We start from the raw sequence: 26765 nt of genomic DNA, 5'->3' as shown, positions 1-26765 counted from the left end.
GACCCCCGTTTCTCATCCAACCATAACGAGAGTCCTTTGGTGATCTGAACTGGGGTTGGTGGGGTTGGCAAGAGGCCGGTCAGCGCAGCCCCCAACCAGCGCAGCGGACCGGCCGATCTGTCCGTTGAGCGCATCTGCGTAAGCCTGCGGCGTCAGCCATCCGAGCTTCGAGTGCGGACGCCGCTCGTTGTAGTCGCGCCGCCAGGCTTCCAGCACCGCGCGGGCGTGCGGCAGGGATCGGAACAGCGTCTCGTTCAGCAGTTCGTCACGCAGGCGTCCGTTGAAGCTCTCGTTGAAGCCGTTCTGCTGGGGCTTGCCGGGCGCGATGTAATGCCAGCCGACGCCGGTGTCGTCGGCCCAGGCCAGGACCGCGTTCGAGGTGTATTCCGTCCCGTTGTCGCTGACGATGGTGTCGGGCCGACCCCGCTGCCGAATGACGGCGTCCAACTCCCGCACGACCCGCGCGCCCGACAGCGAGGTGTCGGCCACCAGCGCCAGGCATTCACGCGTGCAGTTATCGATCACCGTCAGGATGCGGAAACGCCGCCCGTCCGTCATCTGGTCGGCCACGAAGTCCAGCGACCAGCGCTGGTTCGCCAGCAGTGGCAGCTCCAGCGGCCTTCGGGTGCCGATGGCGCGCTTGCGACCGCCACGTCGACGGACCGTCAGTCGCTCCTCGCGATAGATCCGCTGGACCCGCTTCCTGTTGACCGCATGGCCCTCGCGCCGCAGCAGGACGTGCAGGCGGCGATAGCCGAACCGGCGACGCTCCTGGGCGAGGGCCTTCAGCCGGTCGCGCAGGGCGCCGTCGTCCGGGCGCGTCGCCTGATAGCGCACGCTCGTCCGATCGACGCCCAGGACACGGCACGCCCGCCGTTCGCTCATCTCGTAGGCGGCCTGCAGATGACCAGCCGCCTCGCGCCAACCGGCGGGCGTCACCACTTTTTTCCCAGCAGGTCCTTCAGCGCCACGTTGTCCAGCATCGCGTCCGCCAGCATCCGCTTGAGCCGAGCATTCTCGTCCTCGAGCGCCTTCAACCGCCGAGCCTCCGACACGTCGAGCCCGCCGAACTTGGCCTTCCACTTGTAAAAGGTCGCAGAGCTGACGCCGTGCCGCCGGCACACCTCCGCCGTCGCCACACCGGCCTCCTGCTCCCGCAGGATCCCGATGATCTGCTCTTCCGTGAACCTTGATCGCTTCATTCTGTCCGTCCTTCGTTGGGCGGACTCTAGCTATTCCTGGAGGAGTTTCAGGGGGTCACGTCAGATTTGGCGTCCATGGCGGCCGTTTCGAAGCCCCCTGGGACTGGCGAAGGGCGCAGAGGGTCGCCTCGCAACAGACGCCGCCGGACCTTAGGTGTGTGATCAAGGGCAACATCAACGCCAAGGGCGCGCGCATTTTCCATACCCCCCAGATGCGATCTTATGCTGCGACGCGGATCGATACGGCAGCGGGGGAGCGCTGGTTCTGTTCAGAAGCTCAAGCGCGCGCCGCAGGATGGCGCTCGCCAGGCGAATGACGTGTTCGTGGACATGACATGAGCCCTGGCGCTCCCCCTGTATTGGAACATGGGTTGGATGCCTCTGACACCGAAGAAATCAGGCGCGCTGGCTCACCTCGTTTGCCTCTGAGGCAAGAAGATTCCGGCGGCAGGACGCAGACTGTCGCAACCAACAGGCGCGTTTCGTCGAGTGGAAGATGGGGGGCTAGGCGAAAAGGTCCAACTGGGGACGCGCCGATGTCGGCACCTGGAACTTCGTCACCTCCAGTTCGTGCCTGGGGACATCCAGACCGTACCGGTTCACTGCCGCCTTAAATCGTGCCGCGACTAATTCGGCTACCGGCCCGGTGCCCTTCATGCGCTGCGCCCAGTCCGCGTCGTATTCCTTGCCGCCGCGCGTCTGTCGGACCAGCGACATCACGCGGGCAGCCCGATCAGGGCGGGCCTCGGCGAGCCATTCCTTGAACAGGTCCTTGATCTCCAGCGGGAGGCGCAGGGTCACATACATCGCCGTAGTGGCGCCGGCCTTGGCGGCGGCTTCCAGGATGCTTTCGAGTTCGTGGTCGTTCAGTCCTGGGATCACGGGCGCGAAGCCCACGCCGACTGGAACACCGGCCTCGGCCAGGCGCGAGATCGCCTCCAAGCGCTTTGCAGGCGTTGACGCCCTGGGCTCCATCGCTCGGGCCAAACTGCGGTCCAGGGTAGTGATCGAGATGAACGCCGACGCCAGATTCTCGCGTCCCATAGGTCCGAGGATGTCGACGTCCCTCGTAATCAGATTGGACTTGGTAATGACCGAGATCGGTTGGTTGAACCGCGCCACTACCTCCAGGACACTGCGCGTGATCCTCAACTCCTTCTCGTCTGGCTGATAGGGATCGGTGTCGCCGCCAATATGGATGCGCTTGCAGACGTATTTTCTGGCTCTGAGTTCTTGTTCCAGCAGAGCCGCTGCATCGGGCTTAGAGAAGATGCGTGTCTCGAAATCCAGGCCAGGCGAGAGGCCAAGATAGGCGTGCGCCGGCCTAGCGTAACAATACGAACATCCGTGGCTGCATCCCTTGTAGGTATTAATCGACCGCTCGAAGCCGATGTCCGGGCTTTGATTTTTGCTGATGATGGTCCGCGATCGAAGCGGCGTCACGGTCGTAGGAATTTGAGCGGGGAGCGCGGCGTCGTCGTCGGTCCAGCCATCATCGAACGCCTCGACCTTAGCTGCCTCGTATCGGCCGCTGACGTTCGATCGAGCGCCCCGGCCGCGCGCTGCTGGCTTGGTTTTGGCGGCGACGATCATGGGAGTGTAACAGGCCAGTAGAGCCAGATTTCGTAACTCCCGCGCATGAATTTAGTAAAATCAATGGCTTAAGGCGATTTTTGGGCAATGTGGCCATGGCGCATGGACGGTACTGCTACGCCCCCGACCCACAATTGACTGAAGCGGACCTGCCGAATGTCTGAGAAGGGTGGAAAGCGGACGTGTCGCCTACTAGGCTATTGCTCATTGTGGAGAGGCAGCATGCACGATCTCACGCTCGCATTCGAAGCAGCAGTTGTTGGCCGGTCCTGCCGTATCGAACGTCGCGAAGCAGATTGGTCGATTGATCTAGGCGACAATGTGGGCTTGGCCGTTGGCTGTCACTGGCGACTAGTCTCATCCGAGGGCATCGCGCTTACGGACGAGGACGATGGGCAGAGGTTTGGTTTGCCAGCACCAGTCGATGCCGAGACCAAGGCCAACGATCTCCTCGCTGGGACAACCGTGTCATCTGCAACAGTGGATCGTCTTACCGCAGATTTTAATCTGCGATTTTCAAACGGCCTCCGCCTCGACGTCCTCAATAACTCCTCCGGCTATGAGGGTTGGCAAGGAGGCTTCAACCACGACGGTAAAGCCGTTTCTATCATCGCGATGGGAGGTGGCAGTCTGGCCTACTTCTGAATGTCTGCAATGGGTCGGAAGCGGAAATAGACGCCTGGCCCGAAAGCAGACACGACATAGAGCGTTGCAGCCGTCAGCTAGGCGAACAGGTCTAATTGGGCACGCGCCGACGCGGGCACCTGAAACTTCGTCAGGTCCAGTTCGTGTTTGGGGCCGTCGAGGCCGTATCGCTTCACCGCCGCCTTAAAACGTGCCGCGATCAATTCGGCTACCGGCCCCGTGCCCTTCATGCGCTGCGCCCAGTCCGCGTCGTATTCCTTGCCGCCGCGCGTCTGGCGAACCAGCGACATAACCCGCGCGGCCCGATCTGGGCGAACATCGGCCAGCCATTCCTTGAAGAGGTCTTTGATCTCTAAGGGTAAGCGCAGGGTGACATACATTGCCGTGGTGGCGCCGGCTTTGGCGGCGGCCTCTAGGATGGATTCGAGTTCGTGGTCATTCAGCCCTGGGATGACGGGGGCGAACCCGACGCCTACGGGAACGCCGGCCTCGGCCAGACGTGAGATCGCCTCCAGGCGCTTCGTCGGGGTCGAGGCGCGCGGTTCCATGGCGCGGGCCAGCCCACGGTCCAAGGTGGTGATCGAGACGAAGGCCGTCGCCAGTCTCTCTCGGGCCATTGGACCTAGGATGTCGAGGTCGCGGGTGATCAGGTTTGACTTGGTGATCACCGAGATCGGCTGGTTGAACTTGGCCGCAACCTCCAGCACGCTGCGCGTGATCAGCAACGACTTCTCGTCAGGCTGATAAGGGTCTGTGTCGCCGCCTATGTGGATGCGTTTGCAGACGTATTTGCGAGCGCTGAGTTCCTGCTCCAGAAGTCGCGCCGCTTCGGGTTTGGAGAAGATTTTGGTCTCAAAATCCAGGCCAGGGGACAGGCCCAGATAGGCATGGGATGGCCTCGCGTAGCAATAAATACAACCGTGGCTGCATCCCTTGTAGGTGTTGATCGAACGCTCGAAACCGATGTCCGGGCTTTGATTCTTGCTGATAATGGTCCGCGACCGAAGCGGCGTCACCGTAGTAGGAATTTGGGCAGGGAGGGCGTCGTCGTCGTCGGTCCAGCCATCATCGAACGCCTCGACTTTGGCGGCTTCGAAACGACCGCTGGCGTTCGATCGAGCGCCTCGGCCGCGCGCTACCGGCCTAGTTTTGGCGGCGGCGATCATGGGAGTGTAACAGGACAGTAGACCCAGCCATGTTCGCAGCCCTTGTAGGGGTTGATGGAGCGATCGAAGCCGACGTCGGGACTCGTGTTCTTGGCGATGATGGTGCGGGCGTGTTCCGGGGACAGGGTGGTGCGAAGCGGGGCCGCCGCCTCGTCCTGATCCGTCCAGCCGTCGTCGTAGGCCTCGCGTCGATCGGCTTCATACCGACCCGAGGCGTTGGAGCGTGCGCCGCGTCCGTTGATCGCCTTACTCATGTCCGCAGGATGCGGAACGAACAAGAACAAATCAAGAACAAAATGGACGAGAGAACGAAACCGGCTTTTAGCCAGTCTCGCTCGCGTTAGCGTCGGGCGGCGGCGTTGGGACGACGGTCGCCGCGATCGCCGCCGGGACGCGGACCTTCACGACGCCAGCGGACCGACAGGGCGGTATCGCCTTCGCCGCCGAACTTGGAGGTGATGGCCAGGTTGCGTCGCACTTGCCACTCCACATTGACGGCTGCGCCGCGCTCGGCCCCGCCGATGACCTCCAGATAGATGTCGTCGGTGATGTAGCGCCCGCCCGCAACGGTCAGGCTGGAGGCCTCACCGCTGAAGGACAGACGGTCCAGACCGGCCAGTTCGCGCAGGTTGCCGACGACGTCGAAGCCGCCGCCGCCCGCCAGGGACGCCACGGCCGAGGCCAACTGAGCCGCTTCGAACGGCGACAGTTGCGCCGCCGAACGTCCGAACAGCACCTGCGACAGGATTTCGTCCTGGGGCAGGTCGGGGGTGGAGGTCAGCTCGATCTTGGGCGAGACGGCGGTGCCCGTGACCTTGATCACGGCGGTCAGTGCCGGGTCTTCGCGCACGGCTTCCAGGTTCAGGCGGATGCGCGCCGGATCGGTGGACAGGATGACCGAGCCGCGGTCATTAAAGACGAAGCGCTTGCCAGCGAACTCATAATCGCCGCGCACCACATTGGCCGTGCCGCTCAGTTCGGGCTGGGTGATGGTGCCGCGCACGCGGGCATCGGCGCGCAGTTCGACGTTCAGGCCGCGGCCGCGCAGGTAGATTTCGCGTCCCGTCAGCGTCAGGTCCAGGCCGATCTGCGGACCTGCGGCGGCTTTTTTCTCGGTCTCGACAGTGTCGCCGCCGGGACGGTTGATCTCGACCACGTCCATTTTGACGATGCCGGTGGAGCCGGGCAGATCGGGCGAAATCTCGGCCTCGTCGATGTTCACATTGCCGGTCAGGCGGATGTTGCCGTCTGCGCCGCGCACGGCGGTCAGGCGACCGTTGGCGCGCGCCTTGGCGATGTCGTTGTCGATGATCTGGAAGCGCGCCAACTCCAGCCGCAGGGTCGAGGGCGAGCCCTGACGCAGACCCAGGTCGCCGCTGCCGGACACTTCGCCCTTCACGCCGTCGGTGGCCTGGAAGCGTTCGATCACGGCCTGGCTGTCGTTGAAGCGGCTGGCCAGGGTCATGTTCTCGAGACGCAGGCCCGTCGTTCCGTCACGGAACGCGCCTTCGTTCAGGTCCAGCCGGCCGTTCAGGCGCGGCGCGTTCAGGGTGCCGGCCAGGGTCGCCTGGCCGTTCACCTGCCCCGACAGCGATTGAGCGCCGCCCAGGAACAAGTCCCAGATGGGCTGGATCTGGCCGCGAATGGCGATCTGACCCGACAGATTTTCGGTTCGGGCGATGGCCAGACGCAGGGGCGCGGCCGAGGTTTCGACCGGCAAGGTGACGTCGGCGGTAGCCTGAACGGCCGTGCCGTTGTGGGCCTCGGCGCGCAGGCGCAGGGCGTCGCCGGTCAGGTCGGCGTTCAGCGTGCCGTCGACGGCCAGGCCGCGTGGCGCGTCCAGACTGCGCAGTTGCCTGAGGTCGACATTGGCGGAGCCGCGCAGCGTGTCACCTTGCCCTTGCATTGAAACACGCCCCGTCACCTGGCCGCGCAGATCGGGGACCAGCGAGCCCATTTCGACATTGGTCATGTCGGCCTGGATAACGCTGCCCTCGCTGTCCTGCTTCAGTTCGCCGGTCAGGACGCCGCCGCCGACGCCCAGGTCCAGGCGCGCGACGCGGCCGTCGCCGTTGAGGGCGAAGACGGCGGGCGCGCGGGTGGTGAAGGCGATCTCACGCACGCGGCCGCCCCCGCGCAGGGTCAGGCTCTGCGCTTGACCCTGGCGGGCGTATTCGCCCGAGCCGTTGAACTGCACCGGATTGGCGCCGCCCACGTCGGCCGCCAAGGTGAAGGGCAGGCGGTCCAGCGTGCCCTGGCCCTTCAGCGACAGGTTGCGCAGGGTCCAGTCCTGGCCGGTCAGGCGTACGTTGCGGCCTGTGACGTCCAGAATGGCGGTTTGGTCGCCCGCGCCTTCAGTCAGGCGGATGCGGCCGTTGGCCTCGCCCGAGGCCAGGAAGGCGCCTTGGCGGGCGGTGAAGGTCAGGTCGGCGCTGGAGGGGAAGTTGTTCGACAGGGCGACGTCGCCCTGAGCCGCGACGCCGCCGGCGTTCACATCGACGTCCGACAGGCGCAGGCGTGGCCCGCCCAGGTAGAAGTTGCCCGAGGCGTGTGCCGGTCCGTAGTTGGAACCGGAGTTCAGCACCACGCGCCCGTCCGAAGCGTCAGCGCCCTTGCGGAAGCTAAGCACCAGATCGGCGTTGGTCAGGATCAGGCCGCCCGCCGCCACCTTGTCGAAGGCGGCGCGCAGGTCGGCGCGCGGCTGAGCCAGGGTGCCGGTCAGGGCGCCGTCGCCCGACATGGCGCCGTCGATGGCGACCGGGCCGACGCCGAACGGGCCTTGGGCGTTCCAGTCCAGCGCCAGCCGTAGCTTCGGCCCCTCGATCAGGCCCTTGGCGCCTGCGCGCCCGGCGGCGCCGGTCAGTTCGCCGCGATCAATGGAGACGACGCCGCCGTTCAGCGAACCGGCCAGTTGCAGGCGCGGCGTGGCGCCCAGCAGGCGATCCAGTTCTTCCATGCCGACAGCCATGCGCGAGCCGCGCCCGTCGAAGCTGAGGGTCCAGGGCGCGCCGGTCTTGGCCGAGGCCGCCCGGATCGGGCCGCCGAACGCGCCGCGCGCGCCGGGTTGAATGCGCGACAGATCGGTCAGGTCGGCGCGGCCGCTGAAGTTCAGGCCGCCGTTCAGGCTGCGCCCGCCCGAGCCGGTCAGGGTCAGGCCCTGTCCGCGCGCGTCGATCTTCTTCAGCAGCATGGCGCCGTCGGCCATGCGCGTGCCTTCCATCTGGATGCGCGGCGCAGAGCCCAGCAGGCCGCCGATGATGCCCGCCGATGAGCCGCCGACGGCACGCACGTCGGTCGTCACGTCGATACGGCCCTTGTTGGCGGCGATGTTGACGGGGCCGGAGATGCGCGTGGCGCGATAGGAGGCGATGTCGGCGTTCAGCAGACTGGCCGAGCCTTGCAGGCTCCACACCTGGGCGTCGCCCTTGAACACGCCCGTATAGGCGGCGGGACCGGCGATCGGACTGCCGACCAGGCGGCTGAGCGAGGGGGTGTTCACTTCCAGGCTGATGCCGTCGGGCGAGGTGTTGTCCGTGGTGCGGATCAGGCCGCGCGCGCTGGATTCGATGTTGTCGGCGTACAGGCGCCAGGCCACGCCCTGATAGCCTTCGCGCTGGGCGTCCGGCGTCATGGCGAAGCCGAAGCGGGCGGTGCGGCCGATGCGTTCGGCGAAGGGCTCCAGCAGGTCGGAGCCGGAGAAGTCGGCGTAACCCGACACCTTGGCGCCGTTATCGCCATAGCTTCCTTGCACCAGCAGGGGGCGGAACTGGCCGGTCTGGACGGCCACGTCGATGACCTCGCCGTTGACTACGGCGACGGCCGAGAAGGGCTGATCAGGCGAATAGCCCAGCGACCCGGCGATCGGACCGCCCTGAGCTTCATTGGCGCGCAGATTGACGCGCAGATCTTCGGGCTTGTCGCCGAAGGCGGCGGCCAGGCGCAGATAGTCGCCCTTGCGGTTCAGGCTGTAGGCGTTGACGTTGGCGGTCTTGACGCCCTTGCGCGGAATGGCGGCGTCGCCGCTGAGGGTCCAACGGCCGTATTCTTTGGAGAAACCTTCCAGCAGTTCGACATTGGCGCTGAAGCGGTCGATGTCGATGGAGATGGCCTGCGGCCCGCCCGGCTCGCTCGGCGGCTCAAGTTCGGGACGGCGCAACAGACGAATCTGGCCGGCGCTGATTTCCGTCGCATGGAAGCGCCGCGCCAGCAGAGGCCAGTAGGACCAGTCGACGCGGACGTCCGTGGCTTCCAGCCAGACGCCTTTTTCGTCGGTCACGGTAACGCGCTTCAGGCGGAAGTCGTTGAATAGATCGCCTTGCAGCCCTTCGACGTTGATCCGGCCGTAGCGGCTGATCTTCTTGCCCGCGACGAAGCTGGTGATCAGTTCGCGTCCCGCGTCGGACACCAGATACATCCGCCCGCCCACCAGGGCGACGACGATCAGGGCCAGCAGACCGGCGAAGGTCGCGCCCGCGATGAAGGCCGCCAGTTGCAGGCGCGTGCGCTTGCGCTTGGCCTTCTTGGCCGGCGTGTCGGCGACGTCTGCGCCCGTTTCGTGAGGCGGAGGTGTGTCGGTCAAAACGCCTGGCCGATGCTGAGATAGAGTTGGAACCCAGAGTCGCCCTCACGCTTGTTCAGCGGGAAGGCGATGTCGGCGCGAACAGGGCCGAACGACAGTTTGTACCGCACGCCGACGCCCGCGCCGTAGCGCATATTGGTCAGGTTGGGCGTTTCCTGGAAGCCGATGGCGCCGCCGTCGACGAAGGCCACGGCCTGGAATTTCTCGCCGATGTCGCGTCGCACTTCGATCGAGGTCTCGAACAGCGACAGGCCGCCGCGCGGTCGGTTGTTGGGCAGGCGCGGGTTGATGCTCTGATAGGAATAGCCGCGAACCGAGCCGCCGCCGCCCGAATAGAACAGGCGGTCCGACGGGACGGTCAGTTCTTCGCCGCCGATGATGGAGCCGATGCGGGCGCGTCCGGCCAGCACGGTCTTGGCGTCGTCCTGAAGCGGCAGATAGGCGGTCGCCTGACCCTCGGTGCGCAGGAACAGGACCGTATCCTCGCCCGCCACGGCGGTCGGCTGGGTCGACAGCGACAGACGATAGCCCGAGGTCGGGTTCAACGGATCGTTCGAGCGATCCATGAAGGCGCTGCCGCGTAGGGTGACGATGGCCAGGTCGCGGTCGAAGGTGATCGGCGCCTGGGTCACCGGGTCGAACCGATATTCCGTGTAGCGGCCCGCATCGACGCCCAGGCCGTAGCTGAACCAGGACGTCTTGCCGAGGCGCTGGGACAGGTCTGCGGCCATGGTGATGGCGCTGCGGTCGTAGGCGTCCGTCTGTTCGTTGACGATGAAGGACGACAGCTTCAGCGTCCGTCCGGCCTTGCGCCAGTGCGGCTGGGACCACTCGCCGCCGATGCGGCTGTCGATGCTGGCGATGCGCGCGCCATAGCGCAGGGTGTCGGCGCGCCCGAAGCGGTTGTACCGCGTGCGGAAGACATCGACGCCGACGCCTTCATAGGTCGAATAGGTGGCGCCCGCCTCAAGCAGGCTGACCGGCCGGTCCGCGAGAGTGACGACGACCGGGCGCAGGCCGTCCGGCCGAATGTCGTCCAGCGGCGACAGAGCCACGCCCACGCCGTCATAGACGCCGGTGTCCAGCAGGCGACGTTCCAATTCGGCGATGTCCTCTGGATCGTAGCGATCGCCTTCCTTCCAGGGGACCAGGCTCTGGAGCCAGCTTTCCTTGGTCGGTCCGCGGGTCCGCAATTGAATCCCGTTCAGCCGCACCAACTCGCCGGAGTTGATGTTGAAGCCGGGTTGAACCAGGAAGGTGGCGTGATCCACGACCACGCGGCGGGGCAGGGCGACGGCGTCCGCATAGCCGCGCCGAGTCAGATCGGCGACGACGCGGCCTTCGGCTTCCAGAATCCCGGCGGCCCGGCCCGGTTCGCCGGGCTTGAGCCGGATGTCTTCAATGACAGCGGTGCTGGTTTCCGCGTCCGGCGCAGGCGCAGTCCAGTTGATCGTGGTTTCGCCCAGGACGAAGCGGCGACCCGGCGCGATCTGAACCACGGCGACAGGCTTGTCATCGCCCTCGACCTGATCCTCTACGGTGGCTTGGTAATAGCCTTCCGAACGCAGCAAGGCCTGAGCTGAAGTCAGGGCGGCGCGGGCGCGACGACGCGCCTCGAAGCGATTGGACGGCGCGCCGTCCACCTCGCCAATGGCCTGTTCGAGCTGGCGTTTGAGATCGCCGTCTATTTCACCGCGAATCTGAGCCCGGGGTTCGGCGGCGGCCTGGCTTGCAAGGGCGCATACTGCCGCGCTGGCAAGAAGGAGAGGAAGCCTCGACGTCAAATCCGAACCCTGGTTGCGAGACGATCATGAGCGATTAGCTCCGTTCGTCAGGAGAATCAGTAAAACAGCGTATCGCTTTCGGGTTGCACTGTCTCTTCGGAGGAACGCTGGTCCGGCGGCAGCGCCTCTACCGGCGTGGCCGCTTCGGGAGCGACGGCGGTCTCAGCAACGGCGGGCGCGGCGGCGTCTTCGGCGGCGGGGGCCTCAACGGGCGCCGGCGCTTCGACGGGCGTCGGTTCGCTGTAGGGTTGTTCACAGGCGGCCAGGAATCCGGTGGCGGCCAGCGCCGCGCCGATCATCAGACGATTCAACATGGATCGATTCATTTTTGATCCCCCTTCTAGGGGCTGGAAACGTGGAGAGGCGAAGCCGGTTCCTCTGGGCGCGCCTTTATAGGATTCATGTGAACCTGGGATGAATCGCGCGCTCGAATCGCCTTGATTTCGTGGCGGGGGCCGTCGTCAGAGCCTTGTTTGTGCGGTGAAAAATTTCCTGAAATTTCCACTTGCCCGCCGCGAAGCTCATCCGTATGTTCCGCGCTCTTCGCAAACGCGATGTGCGCCCCTAGCTCAGTTGGTTAGAGCATCTGACTTTTAATCAGAGGGTCCTCGGTTCGAGCCCGAGGGGGCGTACCACTCCCCTGAAATTCCAAGACGATCAGCGCCTAGGACTTCTGGTCCTTGTTGCGGACCGCGCGCTCGAGTTCCGTCAGGCGTTCGTCCAGCCAGCTGACATGTGAGGTTCCGACGCCGCGCCGTCGCAAGGGGCCGTGGAGCCGCCAGGCGAGTGCGAGCGCCGCCGCCAGTACGACTGCGGCCATCACGAAATCCAGCCATGTCAGATTATAAAGCGGGACGTTCAGCAGGCGCATGACATCAGCCTAGGCGGGCTTTGGGCTGGGTGTCGAGAGAGGCAGGCTTGGCTTTAACGCGCAGGGCGTGATTAAACGCGCTCATGCGCCAGATTTCATTGACCGCCATCGCTGTGTCCCTGTTGCTTGCCGGCTGCAACGCCGGCGCCTCCGCCCGAGACGGCGTGGACCAGGTGGGGACGGGCCTGGGCGACGCCGTGGCTGCGCCGCTAGAGGATCTGAACCTCAAGCGTCAGGAAATACCGACCGTTCTGCTGCAGGCGGAATCCAATCCCTATGACGTGCGCAACATGACCCGATGCACTGTCATCGCCGCCGAGATCGCGCGCCTGGATGAGGCTCTGGGGCCGGACACGGACGCCGCGCCCACCGACGACGGAACCTTCATGAGCGAGCGCGCCGCTGACGCCGCCGCCGGGGCGACGCTGGACGCCGTGCGCGGCACGGTGACGGACTTCATTCCGGCCCGCAGCTGGGTGCGCCGCCTGACCGGCTCCGACGCTCACAGCAAGCACGTCCAGTCGGCCATTCAAGCGGGCCTGCGTCGCCGCTCCTTCCTGAAGGGCGTAGGAATGCAGCGCAACTGCGCCCCGCCGGCGGCGCCGGCCGGGTTCGTTCCGCGTCGCGGCTAGGTCTTCAGATGCCGCGCACGGAAGTCGCGGCGGAACTGTTCGAACCGACCCTCGGCGATGGCGGCGCGCATGGCGGCCGTCAGCGCCTGGAAGAAGGCGATGTTGTGCCAGCTCAGCAGGATCTTGCCGAGAATCTCATCGGCGCGGATCAGGTGATGCAGGTAAGCCTTTGAATAGACTTGTGAGGCCGGGCAGGGGACTTCGACGTCCAGCGGATCCTGATCCTCGGCGAAGCGGGCGTTCTTGAGGTTCAGCGGGCCGTCCCAGGTCCAGGCCTGTCCGTGACGCCCGGCGCGGGTCGGTAGGACACAGTCGAACATGTCGACGCCGCGATAGACCGCCTCGACCAGATCAATCGGCTTGCCGACGCCCATCAGATAGCGGGGGCGGTCCTTGGGCAGGAACTCTGGCGCATAGTCCAGAACCTCGCACATGGCTTCGTGGCCTTCGCCGACGGCCAGGCCGCCAATGGCGTAGCCGTCGAAGCCGATCTCCTGCAGGCGTTCGGAGGATTCACGGCGCAGGTTTTCATAGGTCGAGCCCTGCTGAATGCCGAACAGGGCCTGGCGGTCGCGCGTCCCAAAGGCGTTCTTAGAGCGCTGGGCCCAGCGCGCGGACAGCTCCATGCCTTCGCGCGCGCGCTTTTCCTCGGCGGGCCAGGCGACGCATTCGTCCAACTGCATGACGATGTCGGAGCCCAGGCGGTCGGCCTGAATCTGGATCGAGCGTTCCGGCGTCAGGACGTGTTTCGACCCGTCGATATGGCTGGAGAAGGTCACGGCCTCCTCGGTCAACTTGGAGATGCCCGACAGGCTCATGACCTGGAAGCCGCCGGAGTCGGTCAGGATCGGCTTGTCCCAGCGCATGAAGTTATGGAGGCCGCCCAGGCGCTCCATCCGCTCGGGACCGGGCCGCAGCATCAGGTGATAGGTGTTGCCTAGAATGATGTCCGCGCCGGTCTGTTTGACCTGATCCACCGTCATCGCCTTGACCGTGGCGGCGGTGCCGACGGGCATGAAGGCGGGGGTGCGAATGTCGCCGCGCGTGGTTTTCAGCACGCCGGTGCGGGCGCGGCCTTCGACAGCGGAGATCTCAAACGGAAAAGGCATGGGCGTTCCTTGCAGGGAGGCGCGTCTTAGGCCGAACGGGGGAAGGCCGCCAGTCCTTGGAGGCGTTCAGGCGAGGCGGTTCTGTGGCGGCAATCCGGCGTCGACGCCTTTGTTCGAATAGCGACGGTTATTTGGCAACCGAACGATCACGCGGCTGTTAGGGCAGCGCACAAAACCGTGAAAGTCGCCTGATTAATGCTGCTCCGTTCGGGAACCCTGGGTTCCGTCTCTCTGCTTGCGCTCGCCGTCGCCCATCCTGCCTGGTCTCAGGATTTCATTGAAGTCACGCCGCCGTCGGCCGCCTCCGACGGCCCGGTCCAGGTGCAGGACGTGGTGGTGACGGGCCTGCGCGGCAGTCTGCGCTCGGCCCAGGCGCTGAAACGCAACGCCGACGAGGTGATGGACGCCATCGTCGCCGAGGACATCGGCAAGCTGCCGGACGTGAACGCCTCGGAATCCCTGGCGCGGGTCACGGGCATCCAGGTCGAGCGGGGAGGCGGGGAGGCGTCGCGCGTGATCGTGCGAGGCCTGCCCGATGTGGCCACCACCTACAACGGCCGCGACATCTTCACGGATCAGGGGCGTTCGGTCGCCATGCAGGACTTCCCGGCGGCGGCCATCGCTGCGCTGGAGGTCTATAAGTCCAGTTCCGCCTGGCGACTTGAGTCCGGCATCGCCGGCCTGATCAATGTGCGGTCTCGGCGGCCGTTCGACTTCGACGGATTCGAACTGTCGACCTCGGTGAAAGGGTCATATGCGACCCAGTCGGAAAGTTATGACCCGAACGGCGACATCCTGATCAGCAATCGCTGGAACACGGGCGCGGGCGAGATCGGGGCCTTGCTGAACCTGTCCTACACCAGTCTCCGCTACCTCGACTCCGTGCGTTGGGACAGCGGCGGTATCGTCGCGGTGGACGGGCAGTCGGCTGATCCTGCGATCCAGGGCGCGCGCTATCCCGATGCCGTGGGCATCTTCTACGGGACGGGCGAGCGCTGGCGGCCGTCGGCCAACCTGGCGTTGCAGTGGCGGCCGAACGACCAGTGGGACTTCTATATCGACGCCCTCTATCAGGGCTATCGTAACAAGATTTCGGACCGTCAGTTCATCGTGCCGCTGAACCACGAGACCACCCGGTTCGAGGACGTGGAGCTGCGCAACGGCCGCAATGAGATTCAGAGCCTGACTCAGGTCGCGGGTCGTCGTCCGGAGCAGTGGCAGGGCGCCTCGACCGGCAAGACGAACACCTGGCAGGCGGCCGTGGGCGGCAGCTACAACGCCGGGCCGCTTCAGATCGCCTTCGACCTGGCGCGCACCGACAGCACCTATGAGTTTTCGAACTACAGCTTCGACACGGCCTTCACCTATGCGCCGGTGACGCTGATCGACTTCGATATGCCGCGCGAGGACGGCGGGGCGGCCTTCGAGTTCCGCGATTTCGACGTCACGGACCCGGACAACTACGTCTATCGCGGCCTGTTCGACCGCCACTTCATCGGCGCGGGCGATGACTGGCAGGCGAAGATCGACCTGACCTATGACACGGGCAACAGCCTGATCCCGCAGTTGAAGTTCGGCGTGCGCTACGTCGACCGTAACGGCTCCTATCAGAATGGCGAGCGGTATCAGAACCAGGAAGACCTGGGCCTGCCGTTGACCGCCCTTCCGGTCGAACTGGCCCTGATCCCGTCAGGGTTCAATGGCAGCGACGTTCAGGCCATGCGCGCCTGGGTGTCGCCGACCTACGGCAGCCTGCGCTCCAACATGGATGCCCTGCGCGCCCTGGCCGGGTTCGAGTTGGGCCGCCCGCCCATCAACCCGGTTCAAACCTATCAGGCGTCGGAGATGGCCTACACCGCCTATGGTCAGGCGGACTTCGCCATCAACACCCGCATTCCGATCGAAGGCGAACTTGGCCTGCGGATCGTCGCCACCGATTTCAGCGTGCGCGGAACCAGCCGTTCGATTGAGGGCGAGGAAGAGGTGTTCACGCCGGTCGATCAGGGCGGACGCTACACCGACCTGCTGCCCAGCCTGGGCGTGCGCTTCATGCTGGACGACGGCTTGATCCTGCGCATGGCGGCGAACCAGACGCGGACGCGCCCGGCCTTCGGTCAGCTGAACCCCAGCCTGTTCGTCAGCCCTTCGGCCGATACCTCCGGACGACGCACGGCCTCGGGGGGCAATCCCGATCTGCAGCCGATCCAGTCGACCAACTACGACCTGACGCTGGAGCGCTATTTCGCCGATACCGGCGCGGCGACCCTGGCTTTGTTCCGGCGCGAGATCTCAGGCTTCATCGCCGATCAGACGATGGATGTGGACGATCCCGTTTATGGCGTCCTGCGCGTTACGCGGCCGGTCAATCTGAACGACGCCGTGCTGCAGGGCGTCGAGGCGTCGTTCACGACCTTCTTCGATTACGATTTCGTGCCGCAATGGGCGCGCTCGTTCGGGGTGCAGGCCAACGCCACCTACATCGACGGGGCGCTGCCCTATGTGTCGAAATATTCCTACAACCTGACCGGCATGTATGAGAACGGGCCGTGGACGGCGCGGCTGGCCTATAATCTGCGGACCAAGTTCGGCAACGGCGTCATCGGCGAGCACGTCGATGATGTGGCGCGGCTGGACTTCTCGGCGGGCTGGTCACCGACCGAGCGCATCACCGTCAGCTTCGACGCGACCAATATCCTGGGTCAGCCGTTCCGGTCGTTCTACGACTATGGCGAGGGCGTCTATCCGCGCGACGTGCGCTATGAAGAGAGCCTCTACACAGTGGGTCTGCGCTTCCGGTACTGAACCAGGCTCAGCGCAGGAGCGTCTCGAGGCGCTCCGCACGCTGCAGATCCTTGGGACGACCGAACAGGCGGCACTTCTCGATCTGTTCGGCGACGGTAGGAACATAGAGCGTGCCCCCGTCCAGTTCGATCGCCTGGCGCGTGGTGAAGATGACCGGCGTCCAGTCGGCGCCCGCGCGCACGTCCATCATCGCCATGACCTCAATTGGAACCGGCGTGGTCAGGATTTCGCCGAACACCTGCGACCGGAACAGGCCTTCGCCGGGGTCTTCGATGGCTTCGCCGTGCAGAGCCTCGATCAGGCGCCGGGCGTCGCGAGGACTGGTCATCACGTCGACATCGGGCACGTGCCATTCCGACAGGCCCGACAGCGCCATGCCCGCGCCCCCGAACACCCACCAGGGATCCTGAAGCTCACTGGCCGCTGAAGCCAGGATGTCGAAGGTCGCGGCCAGATTTTCGGGCAGGTCGTCGATGTGGCTCATTGGGCGTCTTCCCGGAACAGCAGGCTTCCGTCGCCATAAGAATAGAAGCGGTAGCCGCTGTCGATGGCGTGGGCGTAGGCGGCGCGCATCGTCTCCAGCCCGGCGAAGGCGCTGACCAGCATGAACAGAGTCGATTTCGGCAGGTGGAAGTTGGTCATCAGCACGTCGCAGGCGCGGAAGCGATAGCCCGGCGTGATGAAGATGGCTGTGTCGCCGTGGAAGGGCTGGACCACGCCGTCCTCGCGGGTGGCGCTCTCCAGTAGACGAAGCGAGGTGGTGCCGACGCAGACGATGCGCCCGCCCGCCGCGCGCACGGCGTTCAGGGCGGCGGCGGTTTCGGCCGAGACCTCGCCCCACTCGGAATGCATCTTGTGATCGGCCGTGTCGTCCGCCTTGACCGGCAGGAAGGTGCCCGCCCCGACGTGCAGGGTCACGGCGTGGGTCGTCACGCCGCGCGCCTGGATGGCGTCCAGCAGGGCAGGCGTGAAGTGCAGGCCCGCCGTCGGCGCCGCGACCGAGCCGTCATGCTCGGCGAAGACGGTCTGATAGTCCTTCAGATCCTGATCGTCCTCGGCCCGCTTGGCCGCGATATAGGGGGGCAGGGGCATGACCCCGACCTCGCGGATGGCGTCGTCCAGCACAGGGCCCGCCAGATCGAAGCGCAGGGTGACGAGGCCGTCCTCGCCCTTGGCGGTGATCTCGGCATCGACCTGGCCCAGGAAGCAGGCGCTGTCTTCCTCGCGCCCGAAACGAACGCGGTCGCCGACCTTCAGCCGCTTGCCGGGCTTCATGAAGGCGCTCCAGACATCGGGCGCGTCGCGGTGGTGCAGGGTGGCCTCGACCGGGACCGACAGCAGTTCGCCTTCCGGCCCGGTGCGGTGGCGGACGCCCGATAGGCGGGCGGGGATCACGCGGGTGTCGTTGAACACCAGGGCGTCGCCCGGTTGCAGAAAGTCCGGCAGGTCACGGATGATCCGATCTTGCAGATCTCCGCCCTTCACGATCAGAAACCGCGCGGAATCGCGCGGGTCGGCAGGACGCAGGGCGATGCACGCCTCGGGCAGGTCGAAGTCGAAATCGGATGTCCGCATGAGGCGGGCAATGCTCACGCCCCGCCTTTGCGGTCAAGCGAGTCCCGGCCGAAAGTCGACTGGCGAAAACCGCTCCAGCCGCTATGTCAGACTGAGCAATGGGAGTTGAGTGCATGACCGACCGCTATCTGGACGACCTGACCGTCGGCGAAAGCTGGGGCAGCGAGCCCTTCACGATCACCGAGGCCGAGATCATCGCCTTCGCGACGGAGTTCGACCCCCAGCCCATGCACGTGGACAAGGCGGCGGCCGAAGCAGGACGTTTTGGGGGCCTGATCGCCAGCGGATGGCATGTCTGTTCGCGCGTCATGCGCCAGTTCGTGAACGAAGCCTATTTCGGCCAGACGCCGCTGCTGGGCATGAACGTCGACGCCCTGTGGTGGGTGCGGCCTGTGCGTCCCGGCGACACCCTGACCGTGCGCCGTGAAATCATCGAAATCCGCCCGTCCAAGAGCCAGCCCGATCGCGGCGTCGTGCGCACCAAGACGACCGTCACCAATCAGGACGGTGATCTGGCGATGAGCTTCGAGAACCAGATGCAACTGCCCCGGAACGCCGAGGCGCGGCTCTAGGCCTCGTTTGGGCGCAAGAACAACGCCATGCCGATGGAGTTCGGCGCTGTGGGTTGGAAACCGTACTGTGCATAGAGGCGATGCGCCTCGCCGTCTGCGATTAGACTGATGTAGGCCTCGGCGGGCACGGTGGCGCGCAAGTGATCCACCAGAGCCTTCATGATCGCCTTCCCCAGGCCGCGGCCCTGGTGGGCAGGATCGACGGCGATGTCGACGATCTGGAAAAACAGCCCGTTGTCGCCGATGACCCGCCCCATGCCGACGGTCTCATCCGCCTGGTTTTCGATCACCACGGCGAAGACGGTGTTGGGCAGGCCGGCGGCTGCCGCTTCGGCGCTGCGCGGGGTGAGGCCCGAAATGGTCCTGAGGCGACGATAATCGTCGATGGCGGGCGTGCGAGCGGCGATGCGGTAATCAGGACTCATTGCGTCTTGCTAGCCGATGTAAGGCCGGGGCGACAGGGAGTTTCAAGGGATCAAAAGTTGACGTGATGCTGCGGAGCCTTCAAAGCCCGATGCATGCTTCAGAACCTTGAAACCCTGTCCCGTGAGGCCCGTTCGTGGCCGTTTGAGCAAGCGCGCAACCTGCTGGCCCACGTGCTCAAAAAACGGCTGTCGGATGCGGAGCGCGACGCCGCGAAACTGCTGATCGACGCGGGCAAGACGGACGAGGCTCTGGCGACCTTCGAGGCGCTGAACCGGCCGGTGATCCTGGAGACGGGTTACGGCCCGTCCGGCCTGCCGCACATGGGCACCTTTGGCGAAGTCGCCCGCACGACTATGGTGCGCAATGCGTTTCGCGCCCTGACCGGCGATCACTGGCGCACGCGCCTGATCGCCTTCTCGGATGACATGGACGGCCTGCGCAAGGTGCCCGAGGGCGTGCCGAACCCCGACATGCTGCGCGAAGACCTGCACCTGCCTCTGACCAAGGTGCGCGATCCGTTCGGCACGCATGACAGCTTTGGCGCGCACAACAACGCCCGCCTGCGCGCCTTCCTCGACAGCTTCGGCTTCGACTACGAGTTCATGTCCTCGACCGAGACCTATCGGTCGGGCCGGTTCGACGCGACCCTGCTGACCCTGCTGGAACGCTTCGACAAGGTCATGGGCATCATGTTGCCGACCCTGGGCGAGGAGCGTCGCGCCACCTATTCGCCCTTCCTGCCGATCAGCCCGATCACCGGCCATGTGCTGCAGGTGCCGACGCTGGAGCGCAATGTCGAGCGTGGGACCATTGTCTTTGACGATCCTGCGGGCGGCCGCACTGAGGCGCCCGTCACTGGCGGCCATGTGAAGCTTCAGTGGAAGCCCGACTGGGCCATGCGCTGGACCGCGCTGGACGTCGATTACGAGATGTCGGGCAAGGACTTGATCGAGAGCGTGCGCGAGAGCGGCAAGATCTGTCGCGCCCTGGGCGGCACGCCGCCGGAAGGCTTCAATTACGAGCTCTTCCTCGACGTCGAGGGCAAGAAGATATCCAAGTCCAAGGGCAACGGCCTGACGATGGAGGAGTGGCTGCGCTACGGCACGCCCGAGAGCCTGAGCTGGTACATGTTCCAGTCGCCGAAGTCGGCCAAGAGCCTGCACTTCAACGTCATTCCGCGCGCGACGGACGACTATCTGTCCTTCATCGAGCAGTACAAGACGCAGGAACCGGCCAAGCAGATCGACAACGCCGTCTGGCACATCCATTCGGGTCAGCCGCCGCAGAGCGTCTCGCCGGTGTCCTTCGCCCTGCTGCTGAACTTGGTGGGGGTGGCCAACGCCTCCAGCAAGGACCAGCTGTGGGCCTATTTCGCCAAATACCTGCCCGACGCCACGCCCGAGAATGAGCCGGTTCTGGATCGGCTGATGGGCTATGCGCTGAACTACTACGAGGACTTTGTGAAGCCCTCGAAGACCTATCGTCTGCCCGACGACAAGGAAAAGGCGGCGCTACTGGACCTAGCGGAACGTCTGAAAGCCCTGCCGACCGACACGACCGACGGCGAGATCATCCAGGGCGAGGTCTATGCCGTAGGCAAGGCGCACGAGTTCGAGCCGCTGCGAGCCTGGTTCCAGGCGCTGTATGAGGTGCTGCTGGGCGCCTCGCAGGGGCCGCGCTTCGGATCGTTTGCGGCCATCTACGGCCTACCGCAGACAATCGCCCTGATCGAGGCCGGGGCGAACGGCGAACTGGCCTAGCACTGAGCATCGGGGCCGCCGTAGATACTGCGGCGGCTCTTTTTTCTATCGAGACCTCAAGCAGCGCGAAGCGCGGGAGGCCAACTCAACATGAACAGAACATAACGGCGCGACGGGGGGAGCCTTCAGCTTCGCCAGTGCATTGTCGCTCCATCGACAACTCGATGACAGGAGAGACGCATGTCGAAGTTCTTCAAGGCGGGTCTGGCCGCCACCGCCATGTTCGCCGCTCTGGGTTCCGCCGCCGTGCCGATGAGCGCTGCCGCCATGCCCCAGGCTAACGGCATCACCAATTGCGACGCCCCGGGCGGTCGCCAGCAGGCCGGCGCCGCCATCGGCGCCGTGCTGGGCGGTCTGGCCGGTAGCCAGGTGTCCAAGAATGAACGCGCCCTGGGGGCGGTGGTCGGCGCCGGCGCCGGCGCTGCGGCTGGCTCATATATCGGCTGTAATCAGCAGCGCGCGCGTTCGGCCAATCAGGCAGCCGCTAACTCGTACCGCGCAACCTCGAACCTGCGTATCCGCACGGGCCCGGGCGCCAACTATCGCCAGACCGGCAGCCTGTCGGCAGGCCAGCCCTTCACCGCCGTCGGCTCGCAAGGCGAGTGGGTCCAGATCGCGGGCGGCGGTTGGGTGAACGCACACTACGTCGCGCCGAACTGATCGGCTTTCTCCCCCGCACCGATCAAAGCGAAGGCCGTCCCGAAAGGGGCGGCCTTTTTCGTGTCACTGACTGACCCAGAGGATGCGGGCCATCCATAGAATCTGGTCGCGTGCAAGGTGGCGCGGCGGGTAGTCGGGGTTCATGGAGGCTAGGACCACTTCACGGACGTTCATGGTCGCGATTTCCTTGGCCAGAGTTTCCCCTGTTCCGGTACGCAAGGCCACACGGTCGCCACGTCGGACTTCGGTAGCGTCCAGATCGACGATGACGCGGTCGCCAGGGCGATAGAGAGGGGTCATGGAATCGCCTTCGATCCGCAAGCTGAACAGGCTGTCCTTGCGTGTCGGAAGCTCGGTTTGTTCCCAGCCATCAGCCAGCGGCAGGCCTGCGTCGTCGAAAAAACCTTCATTCCCCGCTCGCGCCAGCCCGAGCATAGGGATCGGCAGGGCGGCGGGGCCTGGATCATCAGCCATGCCGGCGAATTCACCCAGGCTGAGACCTGTGGCCTGAAGCACTCGCATCAGACTCTCGGTGGACGGCCAGCGCGGGCGCGTCGGATCACCGCTAAACCGCTTTGACGGATTGAAACTTGTGGCGTCCAGCCCAGCGCGCCGCGCCAATCCGGAAGCGGACAGGCCTTCGCGACGAGCCAGGACGTCGATGGCGTTCCATATCTGCGCATGAGACAGAGGCATGGGGAATGATACCATGCCGGGATGTGGATAGGAATATTCGCCTATTCAGCCTCTTCGCCCACGGCTCGACGCTCTTGCCAAGCGAGGACTGCGCCAATCGTGATGGCGAGCATGATGCCGTATCCGGTCATGTTGACGACCGTATAGAAGGCCGAGATGGTAGGCTGCATCTTCAGGAAAACCATCACGTGGCTGGCTACCGCGAGTAGTTGCAAGGCGCTGGCCCATACCGGCCACGATCGCGGGGATTTCCAGACTAGGGCGACGAAAACGCCCAGAACGATAATGTCGATGATGAACACCGGCCACTGCATGGCTTCGTAGCCGACCATCATCTGAGCGAGAATCGACAGGAACCAGGCGACAAGCATGGTGCCGGCGCCGATCCGCTCGGGCCTACCGCCCTTGGTGAGCGCGAACAGCCCAGCCAAGAGCATAATGGATATGCCGACGTACTCGGATACGAAGCCGAACATAGAAACCCCCTCCGCTGTCCAGCGAAGGGGGTATCATGTCACCAAAGCGCCGAAGGCGCACCTAACTCTAGGTGTGAGTTAGATTAAATTCACGCAACCCGCAGGTGACCCATGGGGCGGCTGTCCCATTCGTCCGGCTTGGCCAGCGGACCAGCGGCGTAAGTGCCGTAGCCGAGACGGCGGTGATCCTTGGCCATTTCATTGTGGCAGGCGACGATAGCTTCGCGCGCGGCGCTCAGAGCGGCGATGGATTCCATGGCCTTGGTCTGAGAGGCCGATGCGGCCACGGCGGAAACGGACAGGGCCGAACGGGCGCCGATCATCGACTGCACCAGGGCGGTGGCCTGCACGATCGCGTCGTCGATCGCTTTCTCGGTAGCGTGCAAATCACCGGCGACGGCGGCGATCACTTCAGTGCGGTCCATAGCATACCCCTCATCAAATCTGCGAGGAGCAATAGTTAACACGCGTTAAGGCTGTTTGGTAGGAATTTGTTTACCATTGGTTACTTTACGCGTTTTGCGTGTGAACGCTCACTTCAGGTTGTGATCTCTTCGTCCAGTAGGAAGTGGGCGGTCAGGCTGGCGATTGGTTGGGCGTGGTTTTCCTGCCAAGCCTCGGCGATGACATGAGCGACCCTGCGCCCGGCGCGGTTGATGCGGGCGCGAGCGAAGACGTGGATGGGCTTGCCAGAACGAAGGTAGGCCACGGTGACGTTTATCGGGCGGGGCAGCCGCAGCCGCGGATAGGTCAGTGAGACCTGGGCCATGGCGGTCATCTCCAACAGCGCGGCTGTAGAGCCGCCATGCAGGGCGGGCAGGAGAGGGTTGCCGATGAGTTTGTCGTCGAACGGCATGGTCACGGTGACTTCATCGCCGTTCACCTGCGTCTGCAGACCGAGGAAGCGCGCATAGGGCAGGCTGTCGAGCAGGAAGGCGGTCATGCGGCGTCCTTCGCGCGACGAGGTTTCAGGTTGGCGCCGGTGCGGCTGTCGCCTTCTGCACTGACCATGTAGGCGGATTGGGCGGCGGCGACAGGGTCGCTTGGGTCGTCTTCGAACGCCCAGGCGCGCACGAAGGCCAGATTGCGGGTCAGGCGATAGCAGCGGGCTTCAGCCAACAGGTCGCGCCCAGGTTGTGCGGCTCTCATGTAATCTACGCGCAGGTCCAGTGTCGCGATCGGGCGAAAAGCGTCCAGCGCCACCCAGACGGCCAGCCCGCCCGCATGATCGAGCAGGGTCGTCACCAAGCCGCCGGCCAGGACGCCAGTCTCGGGGTCGCCGACCAGGTCGGCGTGATAGGGAACGCGCATCCGAACGCGGTCGCCCTCAAGGCCTTCATAGGCGAAACCCAGGGCGTGGGTGTGGGCGGCGCCGGAGGCCAGTTGCGGCAATAGGGTGGTGAGGAACGAATCCGTCATCAAGGCGTCCTTTTATGAGCGTCGCCCTTGGTCGCCTGTCCGGCGCAGTCTTGTCCAGCCAACCTTGATCTGATGATGCGCCCTCAGGATCTTTTACGACCCACGCCCGCAGGCCTCTATTGTTCTCCTGGTGATTTCTACATCGACCCGGTGCGTCCGGTGGATCGGGCGGTGATCACCCACGGCCATTCCGACCATGCGCGCGCCGGGCACGGTGCGGTTCTGGCGACGACTGAGACCCTGGCGATAATGGCCGTGCGATACGGCATGGATTTCTCCGGGCGGAGGCAGGCTGTCGACTATGGAGAGACGACATCCGTCGGCGGCGTTGATGTGCGGCTGGTTCCGGCCGGGCATGTTCTGGGTTCTGCGCAGGTCGTTGTCAGCCGCAACGGTCTGATCATGACTGTGTCTGGCGACTACAAGCGGCGTCGCGATCCGACCTGCGTCCCGTTCGAACTGACGCCTTGCCATGTCTTTATTTCGGAGGCGACGTTCGGCCTTCCGGTTTTCGTTCATCCCCCCGACGCCGATGAGATCGACAGGCTGATGCGTTCACTGGCGCAGTTTCCGGACAGGGCGCATCTGATCGGCGCCTATGCCTTGGGTAAGGCGCAGCGCATTATTTGCCTGTTGCGCGAGAGGGGTTGGGAGCGGCCGATCTACGTTCATGGCGCGCTGGAGCGGTTGAACGAGCTCTATCAGGCGTCGGGTGTCGGTTTGGGGGCGCTGAGGCCAGCCACGGGTCTGAAACCTGGAGCTCTTGGCGGTGAGGTGGTCATTGCTCCGCCATCGGCAGTGCAGGACCGTTGGGCGCGTCGCTTTGCTGAGCCGATCATGGCTTTCGCTTCAGGCTGGATGGGCGTTCGGGCGCGAGCGCTTCAGCGCGGCGTGGAACTGCCGCTGGTGATTTCCGATCACGCCGACTGGCCGGAGCTGACCCGCACCTTCAACGAGATCGCGCCTGAAGAAGTGTGGATCACCCATGGTCGGGAAGAGGGGCTGCTGCGCTGGTGTGAACTGGCGGGCGTCAAAGCGCGCGCCTTGCGCCTTGTGGGATATGACGAGGAGGGCGGAGGCGAAGGGGAGATTTCAGAAGCCTTGCCTGACCAAGGTCAGGCTGCGCCGCGATCCTTGTGAGCGACTGCAGGTTCGGCAGGTTCCAGGGCTGTATTCATGGCCAGACGCAGTCGCTCGGGCTTGATCGGCTTTTCGACCACGGCGGCCATGCCCGCCGCCAGATAGGCTTTGGCGTCGTCAGGGTCCGCGTTTGCGGTAAGGGCGATGATGGGCAGACGGCCCGCTGCGCCGGGGAGGGCGCGGATGGCGCGCGTGGCCCCGACGCCGTCCAGGCGAGGCATCTTGATATCCATGAGGATCAGGTCGAAGGGGCGAGACTGAGCGGCCTCCACGGCCTCTTGACCGTCCTCAACGGTTTCGGAGGTGCAGCCGAACATTTCGCAAAGGGCCTGAGCCACCACGCGGTTGGTGGCGTTGTCGTCGGCGATCAGGACGTGCGGCTGGGCCTGCAGGTGCAGGTGATCCAGATTCGCTACGTTTGAGGGGGTCTCCTGCTCCATCAGGGCGATGGGAGCTTCCAGATCAAAAGCGAAGGTGGCGCCGCGACCGATGTTGTTTTCGGCCCGCAGCCGGCCGTCCATGCACTGGATCAGGCGTCCACTGACCATCAGGCCGAGATCGCAGGATTCCTCGGTGTTCTCATCCAGTCGCCGCATCTCGGCTGACCCGTCGTCACGGACGCGGGCTTCTATCAACACGCGATCGCCGTGAGCGAGAGCCTTGAGGCTGGCTTCCACCATGCCGTGACGGGTGTTGCCCAGGGCGGCGCTGATCAGATTGTTGAACACCTGCTTCAACCGGTCGGCGTCGATCATGGCCGCCAGTTCGGTGTCGCCTTCATAGCCGACCATCAGGGTCACGCTGTCCTGGGCGGCGCGGGGGGACCAGTGGGTCTGCAACTCGTCCATCAAGGTGCGAAGGGGCGTAGGGGCGGGCGACAACTGCAATTCGCCAGCCTCTGCGCGCGCCAGGTCCAGTGCGTCACGCAGGTTGTCGAGCAGGTCTTCCGCCGATTCCATGATGGTGCGAGCGTGAGCCTTGGCCGCTTCGTTCAATGGCTGCCGGTGCAGCAACTCGGCGACGGCGAGAACTCCGTTCATGGAGGTGCTGAGTTCGCGATTGAGCAGGCCCATGAAGCGGCTTTTTTCACGTGCGGCGGTCTGCATTGCGCTGTCGGCGTCGGCTGCGGCCCGCGCTTGCTCGGCCAAATGCTGGTTTTCATGCTTTTGCAGCTTGTTGACGGCGCGCAGCAGGGCCACCGCCGTGCCGACGCCGCGATAGGCGCCGTTGCGAGTGACGATGAAGCCGCGCATCAAGGTGCCCGGTCCGCTTTTCAGGATGATGTCGGCGAAGGCGTCGATGCGGACGCCGGATTCCACTACCGCAGGCTCGGGGTCCATCAGGTGGGCGATTTCGCGACCGCCATACAGACTGGGGCCCAGCGGCCCCGCTAACTTCATCAGGAAGTCGCTGCGTTCGATCAGGCCGACGGGACGCTCGCCGTCCACAACGGCGATCACCAGGGTGTCCGGCTCGCGCTCGAAACGCGCGAATATCTCTCCTGTCTTTGCAGAAGGAGATACGGGCTCCGCCCGCTCGGTCAGCACTTCGATCGTCGGCATTCGGCCGGACTCCTACTGAGACCATTTTACATTCTTTGAAAATATTTGCTGAACGGTTAAGCGCGACCGCAGATTCTGCGACATGGCTTTCTTTTG

26 protein-coding genes and 1 tRNA gene are annotated in these 26765 nt (G+C 64.9%); 9 read left to right on the top strand and 18 right to left on the bottom strand.

The window, feature by feature from the left end; genetic code table 11:
• Positions 1-12: 12 nt before the first annotated feature.
• Positions 13-1202, bottom strand: a protein-coding gene (locus AC3A3G_RS01260; RefSeq protein ID WP_487487348.1) for an IS3 family transposase whose coding sequence is annotated in 2 segments (ribosomal slippage) — positions 13-944 and positions 944-1202 — 1191 coding nt in all. Because the reading frame shifts where the segments join, the coding sequence is not laid out codon by codon here.
• On the opposite strand from AC3A3G_RS01260, the gene AC3A3G_RS01255 reads away from it, so the two are divergent.
• Positions 1190-1519, top strand: coding sequence for a sunset domain-containing protein (locus tag AC3A3G_RS01255; protein ID WP_487487347.1), 330 nt, complete (start codon positions 1190-1192; stop codon positions 1517-1519). The two genes, AC3A3G_RS01260 and AC3A3G_RS01255, sit on opposite strands and share 13 nt — an antisense overlap.
• Positions 1520-1706: 187 nt before the next feature.
• Here the strand turns inward: AC3A3G_RS01255 and AC3A3G_RS01250 are convergent, their stop codons facing one another.
• Positions 1707-2795 carry a PA0069 family radical SAM protein gene (locus AC3A3G_RS01250; protein ID WP_487487346.1) on the bottom strand — a complete coding sequence of 363 codons (1089 nt, stop codon included), beginning with the start codon at positions 2793-2795 and terminating at the stop codon, positions 1707-1709.
• 222 nt (positions 2796-3017) lie between these two features.
• Between AC3A3G_RS01250 and AC3A3G_RS01245 the strand changes: the two genes are divergently transcribed.
• The gene (locus AC3A3G_RS01245; RefSeq protein ID WP_487487345.1) at positions 3018-3440 is read left to right on the top strand and encodes a hypothetical protein; all 423 of its coding nucleotides are present in this window, start codon (positions 3018-3020) and stop codon (positions 3438-3440) included.
• Between the two features lie 77 nt (positions 3441-3517).
• On the opposite strand, the gene AC3A3G_RS01240 is transcribed toward AC3A3G_RS01245, so the two are convergent.
• The 5 genes from AC3A3G_RS01240 to AC3A3G_RS01220 all read right to left on the bottom strand — a co-directional run bounded on the left by AC3A3G_RS01240 (position 3518) and on the right by AC3A3G_RS01220 (position 11283).
• Positions 3518-4606: a PA0069 family radical SAM protein gene (locus AC3A3G_RS01240; protein WP_278448933.1), complete on the bottom strand. Its 1089-nt coding sequence runs from the start codon at positions 4604-4606 to the stop codon at positions 3518-3520.
• Positions 4603-4860 (bottom strand): radical SAM family protein, encoded by a 258-nt coding sequence (locus AC3A3G_RS01235; protein WP_423753119.1) that lies wholly within the window; start codon positions 4858-4860, stop codon positions 4603-4605. The genes AC3A3G_RS01240 and AC3A3G_RS01235 overlap by 4 nt, the downstream gene beginning before the upstream one ends.
• Positions 4861-4946: 86 nt before the next feature.
• Positions 4947-9185: a translocation/assembly module TamB domain-containing protein gene (locus AC3A3G_RS01230; RefSeq protein ID WP_487487344.1), complete on the bottom strand. Its 4239-nt coding sequence runs from the start codon at positions 9183-9185 to the stop codon at positions 4947-4949.
• The gene (locus AC3A3G_RS01225; protein WP_487487343.1) at positions 9182-10969 is read right to left on the bottom strand and encodes an autotransporter assembly complex protein TamA; all 1788 of its coding nucleotides are present in this window, start codon (positions 10967-10969) and stop codon (positions 9182-9184) included. Before AC3A3G_RS01225 ends, AC3A3G_RS01230 begins: the two co-directional genes overlap by 4 nt.
• Positions 10970-11025: 56 nt before the next feature.
• The gene (locus tag AC3A3G_RS01220) at positions 11026-11283 is read right to left on the bottom strand and encodes a hypothetical protein (protein WP_487487342.1); all 258 of its coding nucleotides are present in this window, start codon (positions 11281-11283) and stop codon (positions 11026-11028) included.
• A gap of 244 nt (positions 11284-11527) precedes the next feature.
• On the opposite strand from AC3A3G_RS01220, the gene AC3A3G_RS01215 reads away from it, so the two are divergent.
• Positions 11528-11604: transfer RNA gene (locus AC3A3G_RS01215), tRNA-Lys, on the top strand.
• A gap of 29 nt (positions 11605-11633) precedes the next feature.
• On the opposite strand, the gene AC3A3G_RS01210 is transcribed toward AC3A3G_RS01215, so the two are convergent.
• The gene (locus tag AC3A3G_RS01210) at positions 11634-11840 is read right to left on the bottom strand and encodes a hypothetical protein (protein WP_487487341.1); all 207 of its coding nucleotides are present in this window, start codon (positions 11838-11840) and stop codon (positions 11634-11636) included.
• Between the two features lie 83 nt (positions 11841-11923).
• Between AC3A3G_RS01210 and AC3A3G_RS01205 the strand changes: the two genes are divergently transcribed.
• A complete protein-coding gene (locus AC3A3G_RS01205) occupies positions 11924-12472 on the top strand; it encodes a hypothetical protein (RefSeq protein ID WP_487487340.1) in 549 nt (182 codons plus the stop codon).
• Here the strand turns inward: AC3A3G_RS01205 and tgt are convergent.
• Positions 12469-13581 carry a tRNA guanosine(34) transglycosylase Tgt gene (gene tgt / locus AC3A3G_RS01200; RefSeq protein ID WP_200167534.1) on the bottom strand — a complete coding sequence of 371 codons (1113 nt, stop codon included), beginning with the start codon at positions 13579-13581 and terminating at the stop codon, positions 12469-12471. The genes AC3A3G_RS01205 and tgt overlap by 4 nt on opposite strands.
• Positions 13582-13776: 195 nt before the next feature.
• On the opposite strand from tgt, the gene AC3A3G_RS01195 reads away from it, so the two are divergent.
• Positions 13777-16383, top strand: a complete 2607-nt coding sequence (locus tag AC3A3G_RS01195; protein ID WP_487487339.1) for a TonB-dependent receptor — start codon at positions 13777-13779, stop codon at positions 16381-16383.
• A 7-nt stretch (positions 16384-16390) separates the two neighbouring features.
• Here the strand turns inward: AC3A3G_RS01195 and AC3A3G_RS01190 are convergent, their stop codons facing one another.
• Both AC3A3G_RS01190 and queA read right to left on the bottom strand, forming a co-directional pair.
• Complete coding sequence (locus tag AC3A3G_RS01190) at positions 16391-16867, bottom strand: hypothetical protein (RefSeq protein WP_200167536.1); 477 nt, start codon at positions 16865-16867, stop codon at positions 16391-16393.
• A complete protein-coding gene (queA, locus tag AC3A3G_RS01185; protein ID WP_200167650.1) occupies positions 16864-17958 on the bottom strand; it encodes a tRNA preQ1(34) S-adenosylmethionine ribosyltransferase-isomerase QueA in 1095 nt (364 codons plus the stop codon). Before queA ends, AC3A3G_RS01190 begins: the two co-directional genes overlap by 4 nt.
• A 113-nt stretch (positions 17959-18071) precedes the next feature.
• Here queA and AC3A3G_RS01180 point away from each other — a divergent pair, with 113 nt between their 5' ends.
• Entirely contained in the window at positions 18072-18530 is a 459-nt protein-coding gene (locus AC3A3G_RS01180; protein ID WP_368922446.1) for a MaoC family dehydratase, read from the top strand.
• Here the strand turns inward: AC3A3G_RS01180 and AC3A3G_RS01175 are convergent.
• Positions 18527-18955 carry a GNAT family N-acetyltransferase gene (locus AC3A3G_RS01175; RefSeq protein WP_368922449.1) on the bottom strand — a complete coding sequence of 143 codons (429 nt, stop codon included), beginning with the start codon at positions 18953-18955 and terminating at the stop codon, positions 18527-18529. The genes AC3A3G_RS01180 and AC3A3G_RS01175 overlap by 4 nt on opposite strands.
• A gap of 93 nt (positions 18956-19048) precedes the next feature.
• Here AC3A3G_RS01175 and AC3A3G_RS01170 point away from each other — a divergent pair, with 93 nt between their 5' ends.
• Entirely contained in the window at positions 19049-20716 is a 1668-nt protein-coding gene (locus tag AC3A3G_RS01170) for a lysine--tRNA ligase (RefSeq protein WP_200167539.1), read from the top strand.
• 180 nt (positions 20717-20896) lie between these two features.
• A complete protein-coding gene (locus tag AC3A3G_RS01165; protein WP_125899885.1) occupies positions 20897-21376 on the top strand; it encodes an SH3 domain-containing protein in 480 nt (159 codons plus the stop codon).
• 63 nt (positions 21377-21439) lie between these two features.
• On the opposite strand, the gene AC3A3G_RS01160 is transcribed toward AC3A3G_RS01165, so the two are convergent.
• The 5 genes from AC3A3G_RS01160 to AC3A3G_RS01140 all read right to left on the bottom strand — a co-directional run bounded on the left by AC3A3G_RS01160 (position 21440) and on the right by AC3A3G_RS01140 (position 23967).
• Entirely contained in the window at positions 21440-22072 is a 633-nt protein-coding gene (locus AC3A3G_RS01160; protein ID WP_487487338.1) for a S24 family peptidase, read from the bottom strand.
• A 41-nt stretch (positions 22073-22113) separates the two neighbouring features.
• Positions 22114-22548 carry a hypothetical protein gene (locus tag AC3A3G_RS01155; RefSeq protein WP_125899887.1) on the bottom strand — a complete coding sequence of 145 codons (435 nt, stop codon included), beginning with the start codon at positions 22546-22548 and terminating at the stop codon, positions 22114-22116.
• A gap of 89 nt (positions 22549-22637) precedes the next feature.
• Entirely contained in the window at positions 22638-22973 is a 336-nt protein-coding gene (locus tag AC3A3G_RS01150) for a hypothetical protein (RefSeq protein WP_200167545.1), read from the bottom strand.
• Between the two features lie 113 nt (positions 22974-23086).
• Positions 23087-23491 (bottom strand): PaaI family thioesterase, encoded by a 405-nt coding sequence (locus tag AC3A3G_RS01145; RefSeq protein WP_200167546.1) that lies wholly within the window; start codon positions 23489-23491, stop codon positions 23087-23089.
• Complete coding sequence (locus tag AC3A3G_RS01140; protein ID WP_125899890.1) at positions 23488-23967, bottom strand: PaaI family thioesterase; 480 nt, start codon at positions 23965-23967, stop codon at positions 23488-23490. Before AC3A3G_RS01140 ends, AC3A3G_RS01145 begins: the two co-directional genes overlap by 4 nt.
• A 72-nt stretch (positions 23968-24039) precedes the next feature.
• Between AC3A3G_RS01140 and AC3A3G_RS01135 the strand changes: the two genes are divergently transcribed.
• Positions 24040-25107: a ligase-associated DNA damage response exonuclease gene (locus tag AC3A3G_RS01135; protein ID WP_487487489.1), complete on the top strand. Its 1068-nt coding sequence runs from the start codon at positions 24040-24042 to the stop codon at positions 25105-25107.
• Here the strand turns inward: AC3A3G_RS01135 and AC3A3G_RS01130 are convergent.
• Complete coding sequence (locus AC3A3G_RS01130; protein ID WP_200167549.1) at positions 25083-26669, bottom strand: response regulator; 1587 nt, start codon at positions 26667-26669, stop codon at positions 25083-25085. The genes AC3A3G_RS01135 and AC3A3G_RS01130 overlap by 25 nt on opposite strands.
• Positions 26670-26765 lie beyond the last annotated feature (96 nt).

It is taken from the genome of Brevundimonas sp. Soil_N_31, assembly GCF_057655995.1.
The sequence above is the reverse complement of the archived record's forward strand: the minus strand, read 5'-3'. Positions and strand labels throughout refer to the sequence as shown.

What these genes read in the sequence shown, in the direction of transcription:
- queA (WP_200167650.1), bottom strand. Translation starts at nt 17,958, where the DNA reads ATGCGGACATCCGATTTCGACTTCGACCTGCCCGAGGCGTGCATCGCC.
- AC3A3G_RS01205 (WP_487487340.1), top strand. Translation starts at nt 11,924, where the DNA reads ATGCGCCAGATTTCATTGACCGCCATCGCTGTGTCCCTGTTGCTTGCC.
- AC3A3G_RS01155 (WP_125899887.1), bottom strand. Translation starts at nt 22,548, where the DNA reads ATGTTCGGCTTCGTATCCGAGTACGTCGGCATATCCATTATGCTCTTG.
- AC3A3G_RS01210 (WP_487487341.1), bottom strand. Translation starts at nt 11,840, where the DNA reads ATGCGCCTGCTGAACGTCCCGCTTTATAATCTGACATGGCTGGATTTC.
- AC3A3G_RS01250 (WP_487487346.1), bottom strand. Translation starts at nt 2,795, where the DNA reads ATGATCGTCGCCGCCAAAACCAAGCCAGCAGCGCGCGGCCGGGGCGCT.
- AC3A3G_RS01130 (WP_200167549.1), bottom strand. Translation starts at nt 26,669, where the DNA reads ATGCCGACGATCGAAGTGCTGACCGAGCGGGCGGAGCCCGTATCTCCT.
- AC3A3G_RS01140 (WP_125899890.1), bottom strand. Translation starts at nt 23,967, where the DNA reads ATGACGGATTCGTTCCTCACCACCCTATTGCCGCAACTGGCCTCCGGC.
- AC3A3G_RS01245 (WP_487487345.1), top strand. Translation starts at nt 3,018, where the DNA reads ATGCACGATCTCACGCTCGCATTCGAAGCAGCAGTTGTTGGCCGGTCC.
- AC3A3G_RS01135 (WP_487487489.1), top strand. Translation starts at nt 24,040, where the DNA reads ATGATGCGCCCTCAGGATCTTTTACGACCCACGCCCGCAGGCCTCTAT.
- AC3A3G_RS01165 (WP_125899885.1), top strand. Translation starts at nt 20,897, where the DNA reads ATGTCGAAGTTCTTCAAGGCGGGTCTGGCCGCCACCGCCATGTTCGCC.
- AC3A3G_RS01235 (WP_423753119.1), bottom strand. Translation starts at nt 4,860, where the DNA reads ATGAGTAAGGCGATCAACGGACGCGGCGCACGCTCCAACGCCTCGGGT.
- AC3A3G_RS01190 (WP_200167536.1), bottom strand. Translation starts at nt 16,867, where the DNA reads ATGAGCCACATCGACGACCTGCCCGAAAATCTGGCCGCGACCTTCGAC.
- AC3A3G_RS01170 (WP_200167539.1), top strand. Translation starts at nt 19,049, where the DNA reads ATGCTTCAGAACCTTGAAACCCTGTCCCGTGAGGCCCGTTCGTGGCCG.
- AC3A3G_RS01180 (WP_368922446.1), top strand. Translation starts at nt 18,072, where the DNA reads ATGACCGACCGCTATCTGGACGACCTGACCGTCGGCGAAAGCTGGGGC.
- AC3A3G_RS01175 (WP_368922449.1), bottom strand. Translation starts at nt 18,955, where the DNA reads ATGAGTCCTGATTACCGCATCGCCGCTCGCACGCCCGCCATCGACGAT.
- AC3A3G_RS01195 (WP_487487339.1), top strand. Translation starts at nt 13,777, where the DNA reads ATGCTGCTCCGTTCGGGAACCCTGGGTTCCGTCTCTCTGCTTGCGCTC.
- AC3A3G_RS01145 (WP_200167546.1), bottom strand. Translation starts at nt 23,491, where the DNA reads ATGACCGCCTTCCTGCTCGACAGCCTGCCCTATGCGCGCTTCCTCGGT.
- AC3A3G_RS01220 (WP_487487342.1), bottom strand. Translation starts at nt 11,283, where the DNA reads ATGTTGAATCGTCTGATGATCGGCGCGGCGCTGGCCGCCACCGGATTC.
- AC3A3G_RS01160 (WP_487487338.1), bottom strand. Translation starts at nt 22,072, where the DNA reads ATGCCTCTGTCTCATGCGCAGATATGGAACGCCATCGACGTCCTGGCT.
- tgt (WP_200167534.1), bottom strand. Translation starts at nt 13,581, where the DNA reads ATGCCTTTTCCGTTTGAGATCTCCGCTGTCGAAGGCCGCGCCCGCACC.
- AC3A3G_RS01240 (WP_278448933.1), bottom strand. Translation starts at nt 4,606, where the DNA reads ATGATCGCCGCCGCCAAAACTAGGCCGGTAGCGCGCGGCCGAGGCGCT.
- AC3A3G_RS01150 (WP_200167545.1), bottom strand. Translation starts at nt 22,973, where the DNA reads ATGGACCGCACTGAAGTGATCGCCGCCGTCGCCGGTGATTTGCACGCT.